General features: G+C 63.5%; 20 protein-coding genes and 3 tRNA genes. 18 read left to right on the top strand and 5 right to left on the bottom strand.

The genetic code is table 11. From position 1 onward, the window contains the following. Positions 1–77: 77 nt before the first annotated feature. From GT370_RS12095 to GT370_RS12075, 5 genes are all read left to right on the top strand, one after another. Entirely contained in the window at positions 78–284 is a 207-nt protein-coding gene (locus GT370_RS12095; RefSeq protein WP_270183122.1) for a hypothetical protein, read from the top strand. Next, complete coding sequence (locus GT370_RS12090) at positions 221–679, top strand: creatininase family protein (RefSeq protein ID WP_333490075.1); 459 nt, start codon at positions 221–223, stop codon at positions 677–679. Before GT370_RS12095 ends, GT370_RS12090 begins: the two co-directional genes overlap by 64 nt. Continuing rightward, positions 667–882 carry a hypothetical protein gene (locus GT370_RS12085; protein WP_270183121.1) on the top strand — a complete coding sequence of 72 codons (216 nt, stop codon included), beginning with the start codon at positions 667–669 and terminating at the stop codon, positions 880–882. The genes GT370_RS12090 and GT370_RS12085 overlap by 13 nt, the downstream gene beginning before the upstream one ends. A gap of 84 nt (positions 883–966) precedes the next feature. After that, positions 967–2046 (top strand): IS5 family transposase, encoded by a 1080-nt coding sequence (locus tag GT370_RS12080; RefSeq protein WP_083878918.1) that lies wholly within the window; start codon positions 967–969, stop codon positions 2044–2046. Between the two features lie 230 nt (positions 2047–2276). Continuing rightward, positions 2277–2567 (top strand): DUF1330 domain-containing protein, encoded by a 291-nt coding sequence (locus GT370_RS12075; RefSeq protein ID WP_008494380.1) that lies wholly within the window; start codon positions 2277–2279, stop codon positions 2565–2567. A 171-nt stretch (positions 2568–2738) separates the two neighbouring features. Here the strand turns inward: GT370_RS12075 and gabT are convergent, their stop codons facing one another. The 5 genes from gabT to GT370_RS12050 form a co-directional block, all read right to left on the bottom strand. After that, positions 2739–4016, bottom strand: a complete 1278-nt coding sequence (gene gabT / locus GT370_RS12070) for a 4-aminobutyrate--2-oxoglutarate transaminase (protein ID WP_008494381.1) — start codon at positions 4014–4016, stop codon at positions 2739–2741. 86 nt (positions 4017–4102) lie between these two features. Continuing rightward, positions 4103–4399 carry an acylphosphatase gene (locus GT370_RS12065; protein WP_008494382.1) on the bottom strand — a complete coding sequence of 99 codons (297 nt, stop codon included), beginning with the start codon at positions 4397–4399 and terminating at the stop codon, positions 4103–4105. After that, on the bottom strand, positions 4396–5091 hold the full coding sequence (locus GT370_RS12060) for an ATP12 family protein (RefSeq protein ID WP_008494383.1): 696 nt from the start codon (positions 5089–5091) through the stop codon (positions 4396–4398). The genes GT370_RS12065 and GT370_RS12060 overlap by 4 nt, the downstream gene beginning before the upstream one ends. Next, a complete protein-coding gene (locus GT370_RS12055) occupies positions 5088–7127 on the bottom strand; it encodes an AsmA family protein (protein WP_270183120.1) in 2040 nt (679 codons plus the stop codon). The genes GT370_RS12060 and GT370_RS12055 overlap by 4 nt, the downstream gene beginning before the upstream one ends. Beyond that, positions 7124–7717, bottom strand: a complete 594-nt coding sequence (locus GT370_RS12050; RefSeq protein ID WP_270183119.1) for an AsmA family protein — start codon at positions 7715–7717, stop codon at positions 7124–7126. Before GT370_RS12050 ends, GT370_RS12055 begins: the two co-directional genes overlap by 4 nt. 100 nt (positions 7718–7817) lie before the next feature. On the opposite strand from GT370_RS12050, the gene GT370_RS12045 reads away from it, so the two are divergent. The 13 genes from GT370_RS12045 to nuoE all read left to right on the top strand — a co-directional run bounded on the left by GT370_RS12045 (position 7818) and on the right by nuoE (position 18542). Next, positions 7818–7902: transfer RNA gene (locus tag GT370_RS12045), tRNA-Leu, on the top strand. 39 nt (positions 7903–7941) lie between these two features. Then, the gene (gene tig, locus GT370_RS12040) at positions 7942–9264 is read left to right on the top strand and encodes a trigger factor (RefSeq protein ID WP_008494385.1); all 1323 of its coding nucleotides are present in this window, start codon (positions 7942–7944) and stop codon (positions 9262–9264) included. 229 nt (positions 9265–9493) lie between these two features. Next, the gene (gene clpP, locus GT370_RS12035; protein WP_008494386.1) at positions 9494–10162 is read left to right on the top strand and encodes an ATP-dependent Clp endopeptidase proteolytic subunit ClpP; all 669 of its coding nucleotides are present in this window, start codon (positions 9494–9496) and stop codon (positions 10160–10162) included. Positions 10163–10391: 229 nt separating this feature from the next. Beyond that, a complete protein-coding gene (clpX, locus tag GT370_RS12030) occupies positions 10392–11648 on the top strand; it encodes an ATP-dependent Clp protease ATP-binding subunit ClpX (RefSeq protein WP_008494387.1) in 1257 nt (418 codons plus the stop codon). A gap of 141 nt (positions 11649–11789) precedes the next feature. Beyond that, a complete protein-coding gene (gene lon / locus GT370_RS12025; protein WP_039885187.1) occupies positions 11790–14201 on the top strand; it encodes an endopeptidase La in 2412 nt (803 codons plus the stop codon). Positions 14202–14323: 122 nt separating this feature from the next. Beyond that, positions 14324–14602 (top strand): HU family DNA-binding protein, encoded by a 279-nt coding sequence (locus GT370_RS12020; protein WP_035179664.1) that lies wholly within the window; start codon positions 14324–14326, stop codon positions 14600–14602. Positions 14603–14662: 60 nt separating this feature from the next. Beyond that, positions 14663–14734: transfer RNA gene (locus GT370_RS12015), tRNA-Val, on the top strand. Positions 14735–14862: 128 nt separating this feature from the next. Then, positions 14863–14939 (top strand) — tRNA-Asp (locus tag GT370_RS12010). Between the two features lie 229 nt (positions 14940–15168). Further along, on the top strand, positions 15169–15534 hold the full coding sequence (locus GT370_RS12005; protein ID WP_008494391.1) for an NADH-quinone oxidoreductase subunit A: 366 nt from the start codon (positions 15169–15171) through the stop codon (positions 15532–15534). A 4-nt stretch (positions 15535–15538) separates the two neighbouring features. Continuing rightward, a complete protein-coding gene (locus GT370_RS12000; protein WP_026439729.1) occupies positions 15539–16102 on the top strand; it encodes a NuoB/complex I 20 kDa subunit family protein in 564 nt (187 codons plus the stop codon). A gap of 84 nt (positions 16103–16186) precedes the next feature. Then, positions 16187–16723: an NADH-quinone oxidoreductase subunit C gene (locus GT370_RS11995; protein ID WP_234731038.1), complete on the top strand. Its 537-nt coding sequence runs from the start codon at positions 16187–16189 to the stop codon at positions 16721–16723. Then, complete coding sequence (locus tag GT370_RS11990) at positions 16720–17919, top strand: NADH-quinone oxidoreductase subunit D (protein WP_008494394.1); 1200 nt, start codon at positions 16720–16722, stop codon at positions 17917–17919. The genes GT370_RS11995 and GT370_RS11990 overlap by 4 nt, the downstream gene beginning before the upstream one ends. Continuing rightward, positions 17916–18542 (top strand): NADH-quinone oxidoreductase subunit NuoE, encoded by a 627-nt coding sequence (gene nuoE, locus GT370_RS11985; RefSeq protein WP_008494395.1) that lies wholly within the window; start codon positions 17916–17918, stop codon positions 18540–18542. The genes GT370_RS11990 and nuoE overlap by 4 nt, the downstream gene beginning before the upstream one ends. Positions 18543–18546 lie beyond the last annotated feature (4 nt).

The raw sequence follows: 18546 nt of genomic DNA, 5'->3' as shown, positions 1-18546 counted from the left end.
GTCAGCCCCTTGCTCTGTTGGCGCGAATTAGCCGCCAAGGCTGGAAACTGTCCAGTCGGGCTGGCAGGATGGAGCGCATGCACAAGCCCTTTGCCAGCGTCAGGCTGGCCGACCTCACCGCCCCGGATTTTGCTGTTCTGGCCCAGCGCCAGCCGGTGATTTTGCTGGCGCTGGGCAGCCAGGAAGATCATGGCCCGCATCAGCCGATGGGGATTTTGTCCTGGCCGATGAGATCGCCGAACGCATCGCCCGCGCGGCGAATGAGGCCGGCACGCCCTGCGTGATGGCGCCGACACTGCCCTTCGGTGTCGCGGATTATTTTGCCCCCAGCCCCGGCGGGCTGGCGCTCGCGCCGGAGAGTTTCAGGCGCGTGCTGGCGGAGCTGCTGGAAGGGCTGCTGCGACATGGCTTGCGGCGCATCGTCATCCTCAACGCCCATGGCGGCAATGTGCCGGTGGTGCATGAGGTGACGCTGGCGATCAAACGCCGCACCGGGCTGGTGATCCCGTCCTTCTATCTCTGGAAAATCGCCCGGCAGCTGATGGAACGCCGGCTGGATGGCGCCGCCGGGCGCTTCGGCCATGGGGCGGAGCCGCTGCTCTCGCTGAACCGGGCGTTGCGGGCGGACACCATCCGGGATGCCGCCGGGGCGCCTGAGGGGGCGAGATGCTGGGGTTGAAGGTGCGGGATTTCGGCACGCTCGATTTCGAGGGGCTGAGCGTGGAAGCGCCGGTGGAATTCGATACCGTGCCCAAGCCCGCCATCGAAGCCGCCTGGGCGGCGGGGGATGCGGATCTGGGTGAGGCGGTGGCTGAGGATCTGGTCGCGGCAGCGGCGCGGTTCGTCGCGCATGTCGCGGCCGAGGTCGGCAAGGCCGTTTGACGCTCTAGCAGTTTGCTGAAAAACTCCTGGCGGCCGGGATTATGATGTGATTCACTTTGGCTGGCAGGTTTTGTGAGGCGTGGGGTGCGGGGTTCTTTTCGAGATCAGGGCGGGATGTTTTCGTATGTTTCACCAGAAACACGGGTTCCGGCGACCCATCCGTTGCGAGCGATCCGTGCTTTGGTGCGGGATGTTCTGCATGAGATGAGCCGCAGCTTTGCCTGGCTGTATTCCAGGGAAGGCCGGCCCTCGGTGCCGCCTGAACAATTGCTGAGCGCGCTGCTGATCCAGGTGCTGTACGGGATTCGCTCGGAACGGCAGTTGATGGAGCAACTGGATTATAATCTCCTGTACCGCTGGTTTGTGGGCTTATCCCCGGATGATCCGGTCTGGAACCCGACCACGTTTAGCAAGAACCGCGAGCGCCTGCAGAACGGCGATATATTCCAGAAATTCATGAGCCGGCTGCTGAACCACCCGCGGGTGACGCCGCTACTATCGGATGAGCATTTCTCGGTGGACGGCACGCTGATCGAGGCGTGGGCGTCGCAGAAGAGCTTCCGGCCGAAGGATGGCAGCGACGATGATGGTTCGGATTTCCACGGTCAGAAGCGTAAGAACGATACCCATGCCAGCACCACCGACCCGGAAAGCCGGCTGTACCGCAAGGCCGCTGGGCGGGAGGCAAAGCTTTCGTATATGGGGCACGCGCTGATGGACAACCGGCACGGCTTGGCGGTGGGTGGCCGAGTGACCCAGGCCACAGGCACGGCTGAGCGTGAAGCCTCGGAAGCGATGTTGAAAGCCAAAGCCAAGTCGGCCGCCGGGCGGATCACCGTAGGCGAAGACAAGGCTTACGATACCGCCGATCATGTCGCCAATCTGCGCGACGCCGGCGTGACACCGCATGTCACACAAAACAACGGTGAGACCAAAACCGGCAGGCACCGCCGCAGCGCGATTGACGGACGCACCACGCGCCATCCCGGTTATGCGATGTCGCAGACCCGCCGGGCGATGATCGAGTGCATATTCGGCTGGGGCAAGCAGCACGGCACGATGCGCAAGACCAAGCTGCGCGGCGTTGCGCGGGTCGCCGGCACCTTCATGCTCAACCTGATCGCCTATAATCTGGTACGCATTCCAAAAATGGTGGCAATATAAGGGACGAGTCTGTCCGCTGGACGAAAAAAGTCCAGAAACCGGCAAGAAACTTCAATCACTTGAACCAAAATCCAGGCCCCAAAGCTAAATCAGAAAAAATAAAACCAAGTTTCGGGGTTTTTCAGCAAACTGCTAGGTTTTATTTTAGCGAGCAAGTTCATTTTCTTAGCTTGACGCTGCCGCGTCAATCTAAACACATATTGCTCTAAGGTTCGTGAGGGGAGGCGCACGTGGCGGCTTATGTTCATGTCAATCTGCGGGTGATCGATGCGGCCAAGCAGGCCGCTCTGGCCCCACGCTTTCAGGCTGCACTCGCGGCGGCGGACGGGAAAATTCTGCATTTCGGGCCGGTCGCGGCACAGCTGGAGGGGGATGTGACGCCGCTGCCGCTGGCGGGAATTTTCGAATTTCCGACCTTGGCGCAAGCTTTGGAATTTTATCATTCCGAGGCGTACGGGCCGATCAAGCAAGAGCGGCAAGCGGCGCAGGAGGCGCGGATGTTCGTGGTCGATGCGGGTTAGAGCAATATGCGTTTAGATTGACGCGGCAGCGTCAGGCTAAGCACATGAAACTGCTCGCTAAAACAAAACCTAGAGCCTCAAGCTAAAAGCTTGAGGCTCTAATCGCTTCCCGCACGCATGAAAAAGGCCCCGGTGACGGGGCCTTTTCTGTTGGCGGATGGCCGGCTTGCGTCAGCTGGCCAGCGAGGCTTCCAGGATATCCAGCCCTTCTTCGAGCAGCGCATCGGAGATGGTCAGCGGCATCAACAGCCGCACGGCATTACCGAACACGCCGCAGGAGAGCAGGATCAGCCCCTTTTCCTTGGCAGCGGCGAGGATCTTCTTCGTCGCCTCCGGGTCCGGCTCGTCGGTACCGCGGGTCTTCACCACGTCAAAGGCGATCATCGCGCCGGGGCCGCGGATATTGGCGATCGGGTGGGCGTCGTTGCGCTGCGCCATCGCCTCCAGCCTGGTCTTCATCCGCGCGCCGATGACATTGGCGCGCTCGACCAGCTTCTCTTCCTCGATCACTTCCAGCACCGCCAGCGCCGCCGCACAGCCCAAGGGCGAGCCGGCATAGGTGCCGCCCAGCCCGCCCGGCTCGGCCGCATCCATGATCTCGGCCTTGCCGATGACCGCCGAGAGCGGGAAGCCGCCGGCGAGCGACTTCGCCACCGTCATGATGTCGGGCTTGATCGAGGAATGCTCGATGGCGAACATCTTGCCGGTGCGGGCAAAGCCGGTCTGCACCTCGTCGATGATCAGCAGGATGCCATGTTCGTCGCAGATCTTGCGCAGCCCGATAAGCAGCTCCTCAGGGGCGGGCAGGAAGCCGCCTTCGCCCTGCACCGGCTCCAGCGCGATGGCGGCGACGCGGCCTGGCTCGATATCGGCGCGGAACAGCATGTCGATATATTTCAGCGAGTCCTCGACGCTGACCTCGAACTGCTTGTGCGGGAACGGCACATGGTAGATCTCCGCCGGCATCGGGGCGAATTTCTTCTTGTAAGGCAGCACCTTGCCGGTCATCGCCATGGTCAGCATGGTGCGGCCATGATAGCCGCCGGCGAAGGTGATCACGCCGGGGCGGCCGGTGGCGGCGCGGGCGATCTTCACCGCATTCTCCAGCGCCTCGGCGCCGGTGGTGAAGAAAATCGTCTTCGCCTCGCCCTCGATCGGGGCGATGGCGTTCAGCTTCTCCGCCAGCTCAATGTAGCTGTCATACGGCGTGACCTGGAAGCAGGTATGGGTGAAGGCCTCCATCTGCTTCTGCACCGCCGCCATCACTTTCGGGTGGCGATGGCCGGTATTCAGCACCGCGATGCCGCCGGCGAAATCGATATAGCGCTTGCCCTCGACATCCCACAGCTCGGCATTCTCCGCGCGGGCGGTGAAAACCGCATGGGCATTGCCCACGCCACGCGGCACCGCCGCCATGCGGCGCGCCATCAACTCGCTGTTCGTGCTCATTCCGGGTCCATCTCCATCGCGTGACATCACGCCCGCCAGATCGGGGTGTGTTTAAGATTATAAACGCCGCCGATCCGCCACGCCAGTCAATTCGGGCGATATTGTTCCGCTGACGTGGGCTTTTTTTCGAAGCCGTCGGTGCCGGGGGCGGGGCAGGGCGTGGTGGCGATATTCAACACCTGGGCCAGAGGCGGGCCATCCTGGCAGGCGCGCACGCCCGCCTGCACGGCCGCGTCCGGCCCGGCCAGCACGGCCTCCACCCGCCCATCCGTCAGATTGCGCACCCAGCCTTGCAGCCCCAGCGCGCGTGCCCGGCGCAGCAGCCAGTCCCGATAGCCAACGCCCTGCACCCGCCCGGAGATCAGCAGGTGCAGCGCGCTCATGCGCGGGTGAGGTTCAGGAAATCGAGCGCGGCGCTGACATCGGCCAGCACCCGCGCGCGGCGGGCTTCGTCCAGCGGGTCGTCGCCCCATTGTTCGGCCTGCCAAAGCTCGTCCAATGCGGCGGCGGCGCAGGCGGCCTGCGCCTCCAACGCGCCCTCGGCGGCGGCCAGCCCAAGCACGAAGCTGCCCAGCGCCGGGATCAGCACGCCGAGCGCGGCCAGCGCCGCATCGTCGCGCACGGCCAGCAAGGCTTCCAGCTTCTCCTTGGTCCAGGGCAGCTGGTTCACCGGCATCAGCCCGATGGTGGTGATCAGCCCGATGCCATGGGTGGCGTTCAGCCAGCGCAGCCAGGGGTCCCATTGCGCGTGCTGGCGCGCCGCCAGCTCCGGCGGGCCCTCGGCGCGGTAGCAGAGCAGATCGTTCAGCCCATAGGCGGCGAGCTGGCGGATGATCTCCTCCCGGTGCAGCGCCACCCGTTCCTGCGCGGTGCAGACCATCTGGGTCAGCGGCAGATCATCCGGGGTGAATTCCGCGCCGGTGCGGTTCCATTCCTGCGCGATCGCCTCCGCCAGCTTCAGCGAGGCGACGGTGAGCGGTGCGCCCGAGGGCATTTTCACCAGCCGCTTGTCGAGCTGCACGCGAAACCCGCCATCCTGCGGCAGCGGCGCGGCCAGGGTCCAGAAGCGCTTCATTGGCCGAGGATGCCTTGCAGCAGATTGCGCGGCCCGTTGGCCGGGGCAGAATTGCCGGCGGCGGGAGCGCTGGCGCTGGCGGGGGCGGCCGGCGCCGGGCCAGGGGCGCCCATCCGCGCCAGGCTGAGCGCGGCGGGGCAGACATCGGCATGGCTGTCATTGCCGAGCAGCCCAGCCACCTGGCCCAGCAGCGTGTTCGCCCCCAGCGCTTTCTGCACCGGATTGGCGGCGAGCCCGCTGGCCGCGGCAGCAGCCGCACGCACCGCCGATTCTGGCGCCAAGCTGTAGCGCGGGGCGAGGAAGGTTCCGCCCACCTGCACCGGCACCGTGACATTGGTACCGCCGACGGCGAGGCGCGGCTTCAGCACCAGCCCCAGCGTTTCATCGGCGAAATTCACCGAGCCGCCGCCTTGCAGCAGCAGCCGGCTGGAATCGAGCGTTAGCGCCTTCACCGTGCCGGTGCCGTTCTGCGCATCCAGCCGCAGCGCCGCGCAGCGCACGGAAACCGGCCCCTGTGCCCCGGCGAGATTGGCCGGCAGCCCGACCGATTGCAGCGCGCCGCCGAAAATCTGCCCGATCACCCGCCCATCGACCACGCCATTGACGCTGGCGATGCCCAACTGGCCGGTGACGGAACCGAGCAAAGCCGGCAGGGTATTGCCGTGCCCGCTGGCATCCAGCCGCACCTGCACCGTGCCCTCCGCCATGTTTTGCACGCCGAACCCATGCAGGAACGGCCCCAGCGCCAAGGCGGGGGCGTTGAGCTTGACGCTGGCGCTGGCCGGGTCGGTGCTGGCATCGAGGCTGGCGGAGGCGGTGATCGCCCCGCCCGGCAGCTGCGCGGTGAGCGGGCTGATTGTCAGCACGGCTTTGTTCAGCACCGCATGGGCCTGCACGGCGCTGTAAGTCGCCTTGCCATAGGTCAGGGAATCGGCGTGCAGCATCACATCGGCGCTGGCGCGGCGCAGCAGGCTGACCGGCAGCGCGATGTCCGGCACCAGCTGTGCTGGCGGTGCCGCGGCTGGGCTTGTCGCCGGGGTGGCGGGGGCGCTGGCGGCCGGCCAGGCGGCGGCGAGCGCGTCGATATCCGCCTGGGCGATGTTAAGATCCAGCTCCAGCTTCGGCGTGGCGCCGAAGCTCAGGCTGGCATCGCCGCCGAAGCTGGCATTATCCATGTTGGCGGCCAGGCTGTCGAAGCCGATTGCATGGTCCAGCCCCTGCCCGCCAGGGTCGATCAGCGTGGTCTTCACCGAGATGTTTTTCCAGCCGGGCAAGGCGGTGCCGGCGGCGGGCGACAAGGCGGCGAGGTCGGGGATGGAGAGGCTGAGCGCCAACGCCGCCCCGGCCAGCGTGTGCGGGGTGGCGATGCCGCCGGTCAGGCTGAGGCTGGCATTGCCCAGGCTGGCATTCAGGCTCTCGGCGAAATTGCCGGCCGGCGGGGTGCTGGCCGGCAGCCAGTTGGCCGGGATGAAGGCGCTGGGCGCGGTGAAATTGCCTTGCAAGGCGAAAGGCATCGCCCCCAGCGTGCCTTTGGCGCTCAGCGTGCCGGAACGGTCCAGCCCCGGCAGCTCCAGATCCAGCGCCGCCAGGGTCAGGCCCGGGCGCAGGCTGGAGAGGTCCGCTGCCCCGGCCTTCAGCGACACATTGCTGATCGCCGGCAGCTTCGCGCCCTGATCGGCGATGCGCGCGGTGAGGCTGAGATTTTGCAGCGGCGGCAGGCTGAGCCCGCCCAGCCAGGACGGGGGCAGGGCGGCGGTGAGGCTGGCCAGCGCCGGGATGGTGGCGTTCAGCGCCAGATCATAGCCGCTGGCATTTTGCGGGCGCGTCACCTTGCCCTGCAGCGTGGCGCTGGCGCCGGCGAAGCCGAAATTCAGATCCACCGGCCAGGGGCTGTCGCCGCTGCCGGTCAGCCGCGCCACCGGGCCAACCATGCCCTGCATGGTCAGCTTGGTGGCGCCGATGGCAGCCGCCCCGGTGAGGTGCAACGGCGCCTGCAGCGAGCTGGCCTGGCCGGTCAGTCTGGTGAGCTGGATCACATTCGGGGGCTGCTGCCGGGGCCGCGCAGGATAATCTGGCCATTCCGCAACTCCACCGCCTGCAGCGCCACTTTATAACGCGGACGCTTGCCGTTCGGCGCCGGGGCGGTCTCGGCCGGGGTGGCGGGGGCGCTGGCGGCCGGGGCGAAATTCCAGTCCGCCTGGCCCTTTGCGTCGCGCTCCAGATAAAGTTTCGGGCCGACCAGCACCAGGCGCAGAATATTCACCTGATGATGCAGCAGCGGCAGCAGCGCGATCTGCGCCTGCACCTGGTCCAGCGTCAGCAGCGACGGGTCGGCAAAGCCTTGCGGGTTGGAGAGGCTGAGCGTGCTGGCGGTCAAGGTCGGGGTCAGCGAGAGCTGCAGCTTGATCGGCCCGCCAATGCTGAGCTGCCGCCCGGTCGCCTGCTGCACCGCCGTGATGATCTGCGGCGCGTAATCATTCGGGTTGAACCGCGCCACGAACCAGGCCGCCCCCGCGACCGGCACCGCCACGGCCAGCGCCACCGCCCCGCCGACATACCAGATCCAGCGCCGCCGCCGCGCGGGGCGAGGATTTTCGCGTGAAACCGGGGTGCGCTGCCTGTCCATGAAGCGGAATTAGTCGCTTTTATGCCGATAGACGAGGGGCAAGCTTGTGAAACAGCGCAACACGCGCTATGCGCCCCGGCTTAAGTTTGTCGGCCCGGATGCGGGCGTGGTGAAACTGGTAGACACGCCAGATTTAGGTTCTGGTGGCGAAAGCCATGGGGGTTCAAGTCCCTCCGCCCGCACCAGACCGCTTTGTTGTTGATTTAACGAGGTTTGTTCGTCCCATGCAGGTTACCGAAACGCTCTCCGACGGCTTGAAGCGCGGCTTCACGGTCGTGGTTCCCGAACCCGAACTGGCCGCCAAGCGTGAGCAGCGTTTGGCCGAGCTGAGCAAGACCATCCAGATGCCGGGCTTCCGCCCCGGCAAGGTGCCGATGAACATCGTGCGCAAGCGCTATGGCGAGGCCGTGGCCGCCGAGATCGTCGAGGGCGCGGTGAACCAGGCTCATTCCCAGCTCCTCACCGAGCGCAATCTGCGCCCGGCGATGCAGCCGAAGCTGGAAATCGTCAAGCCGGGCACCGAGTCCGAGCTGGAATTCACCGTCGAGATGGAAATCCTCCCCGAGGTGGCGGTGCCGGACCTGTCCGATGTCACCCTCTCCAAGCCGGTCGCCGCGGTCAGCGATGACAAGGTCGAGGAAAGCCTGAAAAACATCGCCGAGCAGCGCAAGAGCTTCACCAAGGTCGAAGAGACCCGCCCGGCCGTGGCCGGCGAGCAGCTGACGGTCGATTTCATCGGCCGCATCGATGGCGTGGCCTTCGAGGGCGGCACCGCCCAGGATGTGGCGCTGATCGTCGAAGGCCCGGGCTTCATCCCTGGCTTCACCGAGCAGGTCGTCGGCATGCAGGTGGGCGAGACCAAGACCATCACCGTGACCTTCCCCGAGGAATACGGCGCCAAGGACCTGGCCGGGAAGACCGCCGAATTCGAGATCACCGCCAAGCAGTTGGCCGTGGCAGAGGTGCCGGTGCTGGATGACGAGCTGGCCAAGACCATGGGCCTCGAAGGGCTGGAGCAGCTCAAGGAGCGCGTGAAGGAGCAGATCGGCCGTGAATATGAAGGCCTGACCCGCGCCAAGCTGAAGCGCGCTTTGCTGGACGTGCTGGCCGAGAAGGCGCAGTTCCAGGCCCCGGTGTCGCTGGTCGATGCCGAGTTCGACGCGATCTGGGCGCAGGTTGAGGCCGAGAAGGAAGCCGGCGAGCAGGACCCGGAAGATGCCGGCAAGGACGAAGAGACCCTGAAGGCCGAGTACAGGGCGATCGCCGATCGCCGTGTGCGGCTGGGCCTGCTGGTCGCCGAGATCGGCCGCGCCAACGAGGTGCAGGTGACCGACCAGGAGCTGCAGCGCGCCATGTTCAACGAGGCGATGCGCTATGGCCCGCAGGCGATGCAGGTGGTCGAGTTCTTCCGCAAGAACCCGCAGCAGATGGAGCGTTTCCGCGGCCCGATCTTCGAGGATAAGGTGATCGACTTCCTGCTCGGCTCCGTGAAGCAGGATGAGGTCAGCGTCTCCGCCGAGGAACTCGCGAAGGACCCGGAAGAGTAAGAAAGCAGCCGCTTTTTGAAAAAAGCGGCACCAAAAACTTTTGCGATTTTAGGGTGAAGCCGTTTCTCCGCGAGGGGAAACGGCTTCACCTTTCTGAGGCGCCTCTAGACGAACCGGAAAGATGCTCTAACCTAAGAAGCATGACGCCGTGTTTCGCGGTTATGGCGGCCACGTGCTGGCGCGGTAACGAGGCGGAAGCTGCGGTTATTTGATAAAGGATTGAAAACACATGTGGGATCGGGATCCTGTCGAGGTCTATAACAACAACCTCGTGCCCATGGTCGTCGAGCAGACCGCGCGCGGCGAGCGCTCTTACGACATCTATTCCCGGCTGCTGAAGGAACGCATCGTCTTCCTCACCGGCCAGGTGAACGATGTCGTGTCGTCCCTGCTCTGCGCCCAGTTCCTGTTCCTGGAGAGCGAGAATCCGAACAAGGAAATCTCCTTCTACATCAACAGCCCGGGCGGCGTCGTCTCCTCCGGCCTCGCCATCTATGACACGATGCAATATATCCGCTCGCCGGTGTCCACCGTCTGCCTGGGCCAGGCCGCCTCGATGGGCTCGCTGCTGCTCTGCGCCGGCGCCAAGGGCAAGCGATTCGCCCTGCCGAATGCCCGGGTGATGGTCCACCAGCCCTCCGGCGGCGCCCAGGGCCAGGCCACGGATATCGAAATCCAGGCGCGCGAGATCCTCAAGCTGCGCTCCAAGCTGAACCAGATCTATGTGGATCACACGGGCCAGCCCCTCGAAGCCATCGAGGCGAAGCTGGAGCGCGATACCTATATGTCGGCGGATGAGGCCAAGGATTTCGGCATTGTCGACGAGGTGGTGAAGTACCAGTCCGAGACCGGCAGCCTGAAGAGCGACGCGCCGAAGCCCGACTCCAGCGGAAGCTAAGCCTCGCGCCCAAGCCTTCCGAAGGTTTCGGAAATCCGGTCCGTTCAACAAAAGGACGGCCGGATTTTTCAGTTTTTTGACGTTCCGCGACGCAAAAAGAGGCCGTCCCCGGCCGGAAATTTTCGATACAGGTCTGAAAACCCTGTAATTTTATGAAAAAACCCGGCGCTTGTGCCCTCTGGCACGGGGGATTAGTCTTTTCAGCTAAGACGCGGGTTGTGGAGTGACTATGACCAGTAAATCGGGCGACACAAAAAATACGCTTTACTGCTCCTTTTGCGGCAAGTCCCAGCATGAGGTGCGGAAGCTCATTGCCGGCCCGACCGTGTTCATCTGCGATGAATGCGTCGAGCTGTGCATGGATATCATTCGCGAGGAGCATAAGACGCATCTCGTGAAGACGCGCGACGGCGTGCCGACGCCGCGTGAGATCTGCAAGGTGCTCGACGATTATGTCATCGGCCAGATGCATGCCAAGCGCGTGCTCTCGGTGGCGGTGCATAACCATTACAAGCGCCTCTCTCACGCGACCAAGAGCAACGATGTCGAGATCGCGAAGTCCAACATCATGCTGGTCGGGCCGACCGGCTCGGGCAAGACGCTGCTGGCCCAGACCCTGGCGCGAATCCTCGACGTGCCCTTCACCATGGCCGATGCGACGACGCTGACCGAGGCCGGTTATGTGGGCGAGGATGTGGAGAACATCATCCTCAAGCTGCTGCAGGCCGCCGATTATAATGTCGAGCGCGCCCAGCGCGGCATCGTCTATATCGACGAGGTGGATAAGATTTCCCGCAAGTCGGACAATCCTTCCATCACCCGCGATGTCTCCGGTGAGGGCGTGCAGCAGGCGCTGCTGAAGATCATGGAAGGCACCGTGGCCAGCGTGCCGCCGCAGGGCGGGCGCAAGCATCCGCAGCAGGAATTCCTGCAGGTGGACACCACCAATATCCTGTTCATCTGCGGTGGCGCCTTCGCCGGGCTGGAGAAGATCATCTCCGCCCGCGGCAAGGGCTCGGGCATCGGCTTCGGCGCGGATGTCCGCTCCCAGGATGAGCGCCGCATGGGTGCCATCCTGCGCGAGGTGGAGCCGGAGGATCTGCTGAAATTCGGCCTGATCCCGGAATTCATCGGCCGTTTGCCGGTGGTCGCCACGCTGGAGGATCTGGATGAGGCGGCGCTGATCGAGATTCTCACCAAGCCGAAGAACGCGCTGGTCAAGCAATATGGCCGGCTGTTCGAGATGGAGGGGGTGAAGCTCACCTTCACCGAGGATGCGCTGAAAGTGGTTGCCAACCGCGCCATCAAGCGCAAGACCGGCGCGCGCGGGCTGCGCTCGATCATGGAAGGCATCCTGCTCGCCACAATGTTCGACCTGCCGGGCCTGGAAGGCGTCTCCGAGGTGGTGATTTCCGGCGAGGTGGCCGAAGGCCGCGCCGAGCCGCTCTATCTCTACTCCGAGACCCGGGCCGAAAACGCCTCCTGAGGCGCTTCTGCCTTGCAAGCCTCGCCGTGAAGCGGGCTTGCAGGGGCCTGCTCACCTGCCGATATGTCGAATGTGGCCGTAAAAGACGGCGCATCGCGCTGTGCCTGTTGAGGGCAGCCGACAGACCTAAGGAATATATATATGTCTGACGTTAAAGACCCCGGATCGCCCACAGAGACCCTCGCGGTGCTGCCGCTGCGCGATATCGTGGTGTTCCCGCACATGATCGTGCCGCTCTTCGTGGGGCGCGAAAAATCCGTGCGCGCGCTGGAAAGCGTGATGAAGGAAGACAAGCAGATCCTGCTGGTCGCGCAGAAAAACGCCGCCCAGGACGACCCGGCGGCCGATGATATCTACCGTGTCGGCACCGTTTCCACGATTTTGCAGCTGCTGAAGCTGCCGGACGGCACCGTGAAGGTGCTGGTGGAAGGTCTGCGCCGCGCGAAAATCACCGATTTCAAGGCCACCGAGGATTTCTTCGAGGTGGTGGCCGAGCCGATCGAGGATCGCGGCGACGAGGCCAAGGAGGTCGAGGCGCTGGGCCGCACCGTGGTCGCGCAGTTCGAGCAATATATCAAGCTGAACAAGAAGATCGCGCCGGAGGTGCTGGTTTCGGTCAACCAGATCGAAAGCCCCTCGAAGCTGGCCGATACGGTCGCCAGCCATCTCGGGCTGAAGATTTCCGACCGCCAGGAGCTGCTGGAACTGGACAGCACGGCGGAGCGGCTGGAGCGCGTCTTCAACCATATGGAATCCGAAATCGGCGTGCTGCAGGTCGAGAAAAAGATCCGCAACCGCGTGAAGCGGCAGATGGAGAAGACCCAGCGCGAATATTACCTCAACGAGCAGCTCAAGGCGATTCAGAAGGAGCTGGGCGAGGGCGAGGACGGCAAGGACGAGACTGCCGAGCTTGAGGAAAAGATCAAGGCCACCAAGCTCTCCAAGGAAGCGCGCGAGAAGGCGCTGGCGGAGCTGAAGAAGCTGCGCTCGATGAGCCCGATGAGCGCGGAAGCCACGGTGGTGCGCAATTATCTGGACTGGATCGTCGGCATCCCCTGGAAGAAGCGCAGCAAGATCAAGAATGACGTGATCGAGGCGGAGAAGCTGCTCGACGAGGAGCATTTCGGCCTGGACAAGATCAAGGAGCGCATCGTCGAATATCTGGCGGTGCAGGCGCGCAGCCCGAAGGTACGCGGCCCGATCCTCTGCCTGGTCGGCCCGCCCGGCGTCGGCAAGACCTCGCTGGGCAAATCCATCGCCAAGGCGACGGGGCGGCAATTCGTGCGCATGTCGCTGGGCGGGGTGCGCGACGAATCGGAAATCCGTGGTCACCGCCGCACCTATATCGGCTCCATGCCGGGCAAGATCATCCAGGGCATGAAGAAGGCGAAGACCTCCAACCCGCTCTTCCTGCTGGATGAGATCGACAAGCTCGGCGCGGATTGGCGCGGCGATCCGGCCTCGGCCCTGCTGGAGGTGCTGGACCCGGAGCAGAATTCCACCTTCGCCGACCATTATCTGGAGGTGGATTACGACCTCTCGGACGTGATGTTCGTCACCACCGCCAATAGCCTGCGCATGCCCCAGCCGCTGCTGGACCGCATGGAGATCATCCGCATCCCCGGCTACACCGAGGATGAGAAGGTGGAGATCGCCAAGCGCCATCTGCTGCCCAAGCAGGGCGAGGCGCATGGGTTGAAGAAGGATGAATGGTCCGTCTCCGACGACGCCATGCTCGAGCTGGTGCGCACCTATACGCGTGAGGCCGGCGTGCGTAACCTGGAACGCGAGCTGGCGACCCTGGCCCGCAAGGCGGTGAAGGAGATTGTCACCGCCAAGACCAAGAAGGTGAAGATCACCAAGGAGAATTTGCAGAAATTCTCCGGCGTGCCGAAATTCCGCTTCGGCGAGACCGAGGCGGAGGACATGGTGGGGGTTGTCACCGGCCTGGCCTGGACCGAGGTGGGCGGCGAGATCCTGACCATCGAGAGTGTGCTGCTGCCCGGCAAGGGCGGCATCAAGCAGACCGGCCAGCTCGGCGATGTGATGAAGGAAAGCGTGGCGGCGGCCTATTCCTATATCCGCTCGCGCGCCACCCAGTTCGGCATCAAGCCGCCTTTCTTCGATAAGCGCGACATCCATGTGCACGTGCCGGAAGGCGCGACTCCGAAGGATGGCCCGTCGGCCGGCATCGCGATGGCGACCTCCATCGTCTCCGCGATCACCGGCATACCGATCCGTAAGGATATCGCCATGACCGGCGAAATCACCCTGCGCGGCCGGGTTCTGCCGATTGGCGGCCTGAAGGAAAAGCTCCTGGCGGCCCTGCGCGCCGGCATCACCACCGTCTTCATCCCCAAGGATAACGAGAAGGATCTCGTTGAAATCCCTGAGAATGTGAAGAAATCCCTGACCATCCTACCGGTCAGCCATGTCGATGAGGTGATCAGCAAGGCGCTGGTGCGCGCCCCTGAGCCGATCGAGTGGGACGAAGCGCCGGAGGAGCTGGCGAAGGCGCCGGATGGCGAGGTGAGCGCCTCTCTCCCGCACTAAGCAAACCCAAGCGTTTGACGGGTGGCGCGCGATTTGGTTATGACCGCGCGCCACTCTTTTTTGTGGACTGCCCGCGCTGTTTGCGGACAAGCCCGTCACACCCAACCCGACAACAGGGAGTTTTGCCCGTGAACAAGAATGATCTGATCGCCGCCGTGGCCGAGGAAGCCGATCTGTCCAAGGCGAAGGCCGCGGAAGTGGTCGATGCCGTGTTCGGTGCGATCGAGAAGACGCTGAAGAAGAAGGAAGAGGTTCGCCTGGTCGGTTTCGGCACCTTCGCCACCGCCGAGCGTGAGGCCTCCAAGGGCCGCAACCCGCGCACCGGCGAGGAGATCGACATTCCGGCCTCCACTTCCGTGCGCTTCAAGCCCGGCAAGACGCTGAAAGACGCCGTCAACTAATTCAGGCCTGGCCTGAACCGGGAATGGATGGTGTTTCATCCATTCCCCCGCTTCGTATGGGGGCGGTTAGCTCAGCGGTAGAGCATCTCGTTTACACCGAGAGGGTCGGCGGTTCGAAACCGTCACCGCCTATACGAAACAACGCTTATGGATCATTTCGGCAAACCTCGCCGCGAAAATATCCACAGTAATTTGCGCAAACGCGATGTCATACGCTTGACGCTGATTTCAATGCCAAGTACATCGCCGCCACGCCTTACGCGGGTGTAGCTCAGTTGGTTAGAGCGCCGGCCTGTCACGCCGGAGGTCGCGGGTTCGAGCCCCGTCACTCGCGCCATTCCTTGCTCCGGCAAAGCTTGCTTCGGCAAAGATTTTCATTATTCCTAAAATTGAATAAGGTTACGATGCGCCGTGCGATTTCGTGCGGTCTTCACGCGTTTGCGCAGCATGGCTGTCCATTTTGGGGCGGGGTTGACCGCAGGCTGTTGCGGTGCGACACGGCGGGTAATAATCCACTACGGTTGGCCGTTTTGGCTATGCCGGCGCGATCAAGGAGATGAGCACAAGTGCAGCTGAACCTGGCTCAGTACTTTCCGATTCTCATTTTCGTCGCCCTCGCCGCTATTCTGGGCGTTGCTTTCATCGCCGGCTCGCTGCTGGCCGGGAAGCAGAAACCCTATGCTGAAAAGCTGTCGGCTTATGAGTGCGGCTTCGAGGCGTTCGGCGATGCCCGCCGGCGTTTTGATGTGCGCTTTTACCTGGTGGCCATTCTTTTCGTGATCTTCGATGTCGAGGTGGCGTTTCTGTTCCCCTGGGCGGTGTCGCTGGGCCATATCGGGCTGGTCGGGTTCTGGTCGATGATGGCCTTCCTGGCGGTGCTCACGGTCGGCTTCATCTATGAGTGGAACAAGGGCGCCTTGGATTGGGAATAAAGCCATGAGCACTGCGCCAAACAATGCTGACATCGCCTGGAACCGGGAGGCGCTGCCGCCTGGGGCCGAGCAGGATGCGGTGATCAAGGGCATTACCGGAGAGCTCGCCGGCAAGGGCTTCATCGTCGCCAATATCGACAAGGTGGTGAACTGGGCGCGCACCGGCAGCCTCTGGCCGATGACCTTCGGCCTGGCCTGCTGTGCCGTGGAAATGATCCACGCTTACATGCCGAAATATGATCTCGACCGGTTCGGCATTATCCCGCGCGCCTCGCCCCGCCAGTCGGACGTGATGATCGTCGCCGGCACCCTGACCAACAAGATGGCCCCGGCTCTGCGCAAGGTCTATGACCAGATGCCCGAGCCGCGCTGGGTGATCTCGATGGGCAGCTGCGCCAATGGCGGCGGCTATTACCATTATTCCTATTCCGTCGTGCGCGGATGCGACCGCATCGTGCCGGTGGATGTGTATGTGCCGGGCTGCCCGCCCACCGCGGAGGCGCTGGTCTACGGCATCATGCAATTGCAGAAGAAGATCCGGCGGACGGGGACGGTGCTGCGTGGCTGAAGAAACCGACATTCAGACCGAGGCGCCTGCCGCGCCGGTCGATGACATTCTGGTGGGGCTGAGCGCGCTGCCGGGGCGCATGAGGTGAAGCGCGCGCTGGGCGAGGCGATCATCCTCACCACACGCGAGGCCGCCCATGCGCTGCTGCTGGCCCTGCGTGACCAGCTCCAATTCCAGCAGGTGATGGATATCTGCGCCGTGGATTATCCTGAACGCGCGCAGCGTTTCGAGGTGGTCTATAACCTGCTCTCCGTCACCCGCAATCAGCGCGTGCGCGTGATCTTCTCCACCGATGAGGCGGCCGAAGTGGCCTCCGTCACCGATATCTGGCCGGTCGCCGGCTGGTGGGAGCGCGAGGTCTGGGATCTGTTCGGCATTCGCTTCAACGGGCTGGCTGATCACCGTCGCATCCTCTCCGATTACGGGTTCGAGGGTCATCCTCTGCGTAAGGATTTCCCGCTCACCGGCTATGTCGAAGTGCATTATGACGATGAGCGCCGTGCTGTGGTTTACGACAAGGTTAAACTGACGCAGGAATTCCGGAATTTCGATTTCCTCTCGCCCTGGGAAGGCATGACCCTGCTCCCCGGCGATGAGAAGGTGAACAGGAGCCGGTCATGAGCGAGGCCGTCGCGAAGACCAAGATTTTCGAGGTCGATAGCCACACCATCAATTTCGGGCCGCAGCATCCGTCCGCGCATGGCGTGTTGCGTCTGATCCTGGAGATGGATGGCGAGGTGATCGAGCGCTGCGATCCGCATATCGGGCTGCTGCATCGCGGCACCGAAAAGCTGATCGAGTATAAGAGCTATATGCAGGCGGTGCCGTATTTCGACCGTCTGGATTACGTCTCGCCGATGGGCTGCGAGCATGCTTTCGCGCTCGCCACCGAAAAGCTGCTGGGCGTGCAGGCGCCGGAGCGGGCGCAATGGATTCGCGTGCTGTTCGCGGAGCTGACCCGCGTGCTCAACCATCTGCTCGCCATTGGTCATTTCGCGCTCGATTGCGGCGCGATTTCGCCGAGCCTGTGGATGTATGAGGAGCGGGAAAAGCTCCTCGAATTTTATGAGCGGGCCTCCGGGGCGCGCTTCCACTCGAATTATTTCCGCCCCGGTGGGGTGGCGAAGGATCTGCCGGCAGGGCTGGAAGCGGATATCGCGGCCTGGGCCGATGAATATCCGAAATTCATCGATGAGATGGAAAACCTGCTGAATGGCAACCGCATCTTCAAGCAGCGTCTCGTCGATATCGGCGTGATCTCGGCGGATGAAGCGCTGGCCTGGGGCTTCTCCGGCCCGTCTTTGCGCGGCTCTGGCGTGGCGTGGGATCTGCGCCGCGCCCAGCCTTACGACAAATATGCCGAGGTGGAATTCGATGTTCCGGTCGGCAAGCATGGCGATTCTTACGACCGCTATCTGGTGCGCATGGCCGAGATGCGCGAGAGCGTGAAAATCGTCAAGCAGGCGCTGGCGAAAATGAAACCGGGGCCGATCAAGGTGCAGGATCGCAAGATCACCCCGCCGACGCGCGCCGAGATGAAGCATTCGATGGAAGCTTTGATCCATCACTTCAAGCTCTATACCGAAGGCTATCACGTTCCCGCCGGTGCCACCTACACCGCCGTGGAAGCGCCGAAGGGTGAGTTTGGCGTGTATCTGCAGGCGGATGGCTCCAACCGGCCCTATCGCTGCAAGATCCGCTCCACCGGCTTCGCGCATCTGCAGGCCGCGGACAGGCTGTGCAAAGGCCATATGCTGGCCGACATGGTGGCGATCCTCGGATCGCTCGACATTGTTTTTGGTGAGATCGACCGGTGAGCATCAATCACGCAGAACCGACCAGCTTCGCCTATACCGACGCCAACATGAAGTTGGTGCAGAAGGCGATCAAGAAATATCCCGAGGGCAAGCAGATGAGCGCGGTGAAGTCGCTGCTCGATCTGGCGCAGCGCCAGATGGGCGAGCAGACCGGCTCCGCCTGGCTGCCGCGCGCGGCAATGGATGTTGCAGCTGAAATCCTCGGGGTTTCGCCGATGCGCGTGTATGAGGTCGCGACCTTCTACACGATGTTCAATCTGAAGCCGGTCGGCAAATATCATCTGCAGGTCTGCACCACCACGCCGTGCTGGCTGCGCGGCTCGGATGACATCGTCTCCGCCTGCAAGAAGGCCAGCGGCGTCGCCCATTTCGGCGGCACCAGCGAGGATGGGCTGTTCACGCTCAAAGAGGTGGAATGCCTCGGCGCCTGCGTGAACGCGCCGATTTTGCAGATCAACGACGATTATTATGAGGACATGAATGCCGAGCGCGTCGAGGCGCTGCTGGCCGATCTGAAGGCGGGCAAGCCCTTGCCGCCGGCCGGCTCGCTTGGCGGGCGGGCCTCTTCCGCGCCCGCCGCCGGGCTGACCTCTTTGACCTCCAACCCAACCGCCGGGGAGTGAGCCG

Origin of the sequence: Acidocella sp. MX-AZ03, assembly GCF_027626035.1 — a bacterium.
GTDB classification, from domain to species: domain Bacteria; phylum Pseudomonadota; class Alphaproteobacteria; order Acetobacterales; family Acetobacteraceae; genus Acidocella; species Acidocella facilis.
This window is presented reverse-complemented; position numbering and strand designations above follow the sequence as displayed.

What these genes read in the sequence shown, in the direction of transcription:
- tig (WP_008494385.1), top strand. Translation starts at nt 7,942, where the DNA reads ATGCAGGTTACCGAAACGCTCTCCGACGGCTTGAAGCGCGGCTTCACG.
- clpP (WP_008494386.1), top strand. Translation starts at nt 9,494, where the DNA reads ATGTGGGATCGGGATCCTGTCGAGGTCTATAACAACAACCTCGTGCCC.
- GT370_RS12000 (WP_026439729.1), top strand. Translation starts at nt 15,539, where the DNA reads ATGAGCACTGCGCCAAACAATGCTGACATCGCCTGGAACCGGGAGGCG.
- GT370_RS12060 (WP_008494383.1), bottom strand. Translation starts at nt 5,091, where the DNA reads ATGAAGCGCTTCTGGACCCTGGCCGCGCCGCTGCCGCAGGATGGCGGG.
- clpX (WP_008494387.1), top strand. Translation starts at nt 10,392, where the DNA reads ATGACCAGTAAATCGGGCGACACAAAAAATACGCTTTACTGCTCCTTT.
- GT370_RS11990 (WP_008494394.1), top strand. Translation starts at nt 16,720, where the DNA reads ATGAGCGAGGCCGTCGCGAAGACCAAGATTTTCGAGGTCGATAGCCAC.
- GT370_RS12095 (WP_270183122.1), top strand. Translation starts at nt 78, where the DNA reads ATGCACAAGCCCTTTGCCAGCGTCAGGCTGGCCGACCTCACCGCCCCG.
- GT370_RS12065 (WP_008494382.1), bottom strand. Translation starts at nt 4,399, where the DNA reads ATGAGCGCGCTGCACCTGCTGATCTCCGGGCGGGTGCAGGGCGTTGGC.
- gabT (WP_008494381.1), bottom strand. Translation starts at nt 4,016, where the DNA reads ATGAGCACGAACAGCGAGTTGATGGCGCGCCGCATGGCGGCGGTGCCG.
- lon (WP_039885187.1), top strand. Translation starts at nt 11,790, where the DNA reads ATGTCTGACGTTAAAGACCCCGGATCGCCCACAGAGACCCTCGCGGTG.
- GT370_RS12050 (WP_270183119.1), bottom strand. Translation starts at nt 7,717, where the DNA reads ATGGACAGGCAGCGCACCCCGGTTTCACGCGAAAATCCTCGCCCCGCG.
- GT370_RS12085 (WP_270183121.1), top strand. Translation starts at nt 667, where the DNA reads ATGCTGGGGTTGAAGGTGCGGGATTTCGGCACGCTCGATTTCGAGGGG.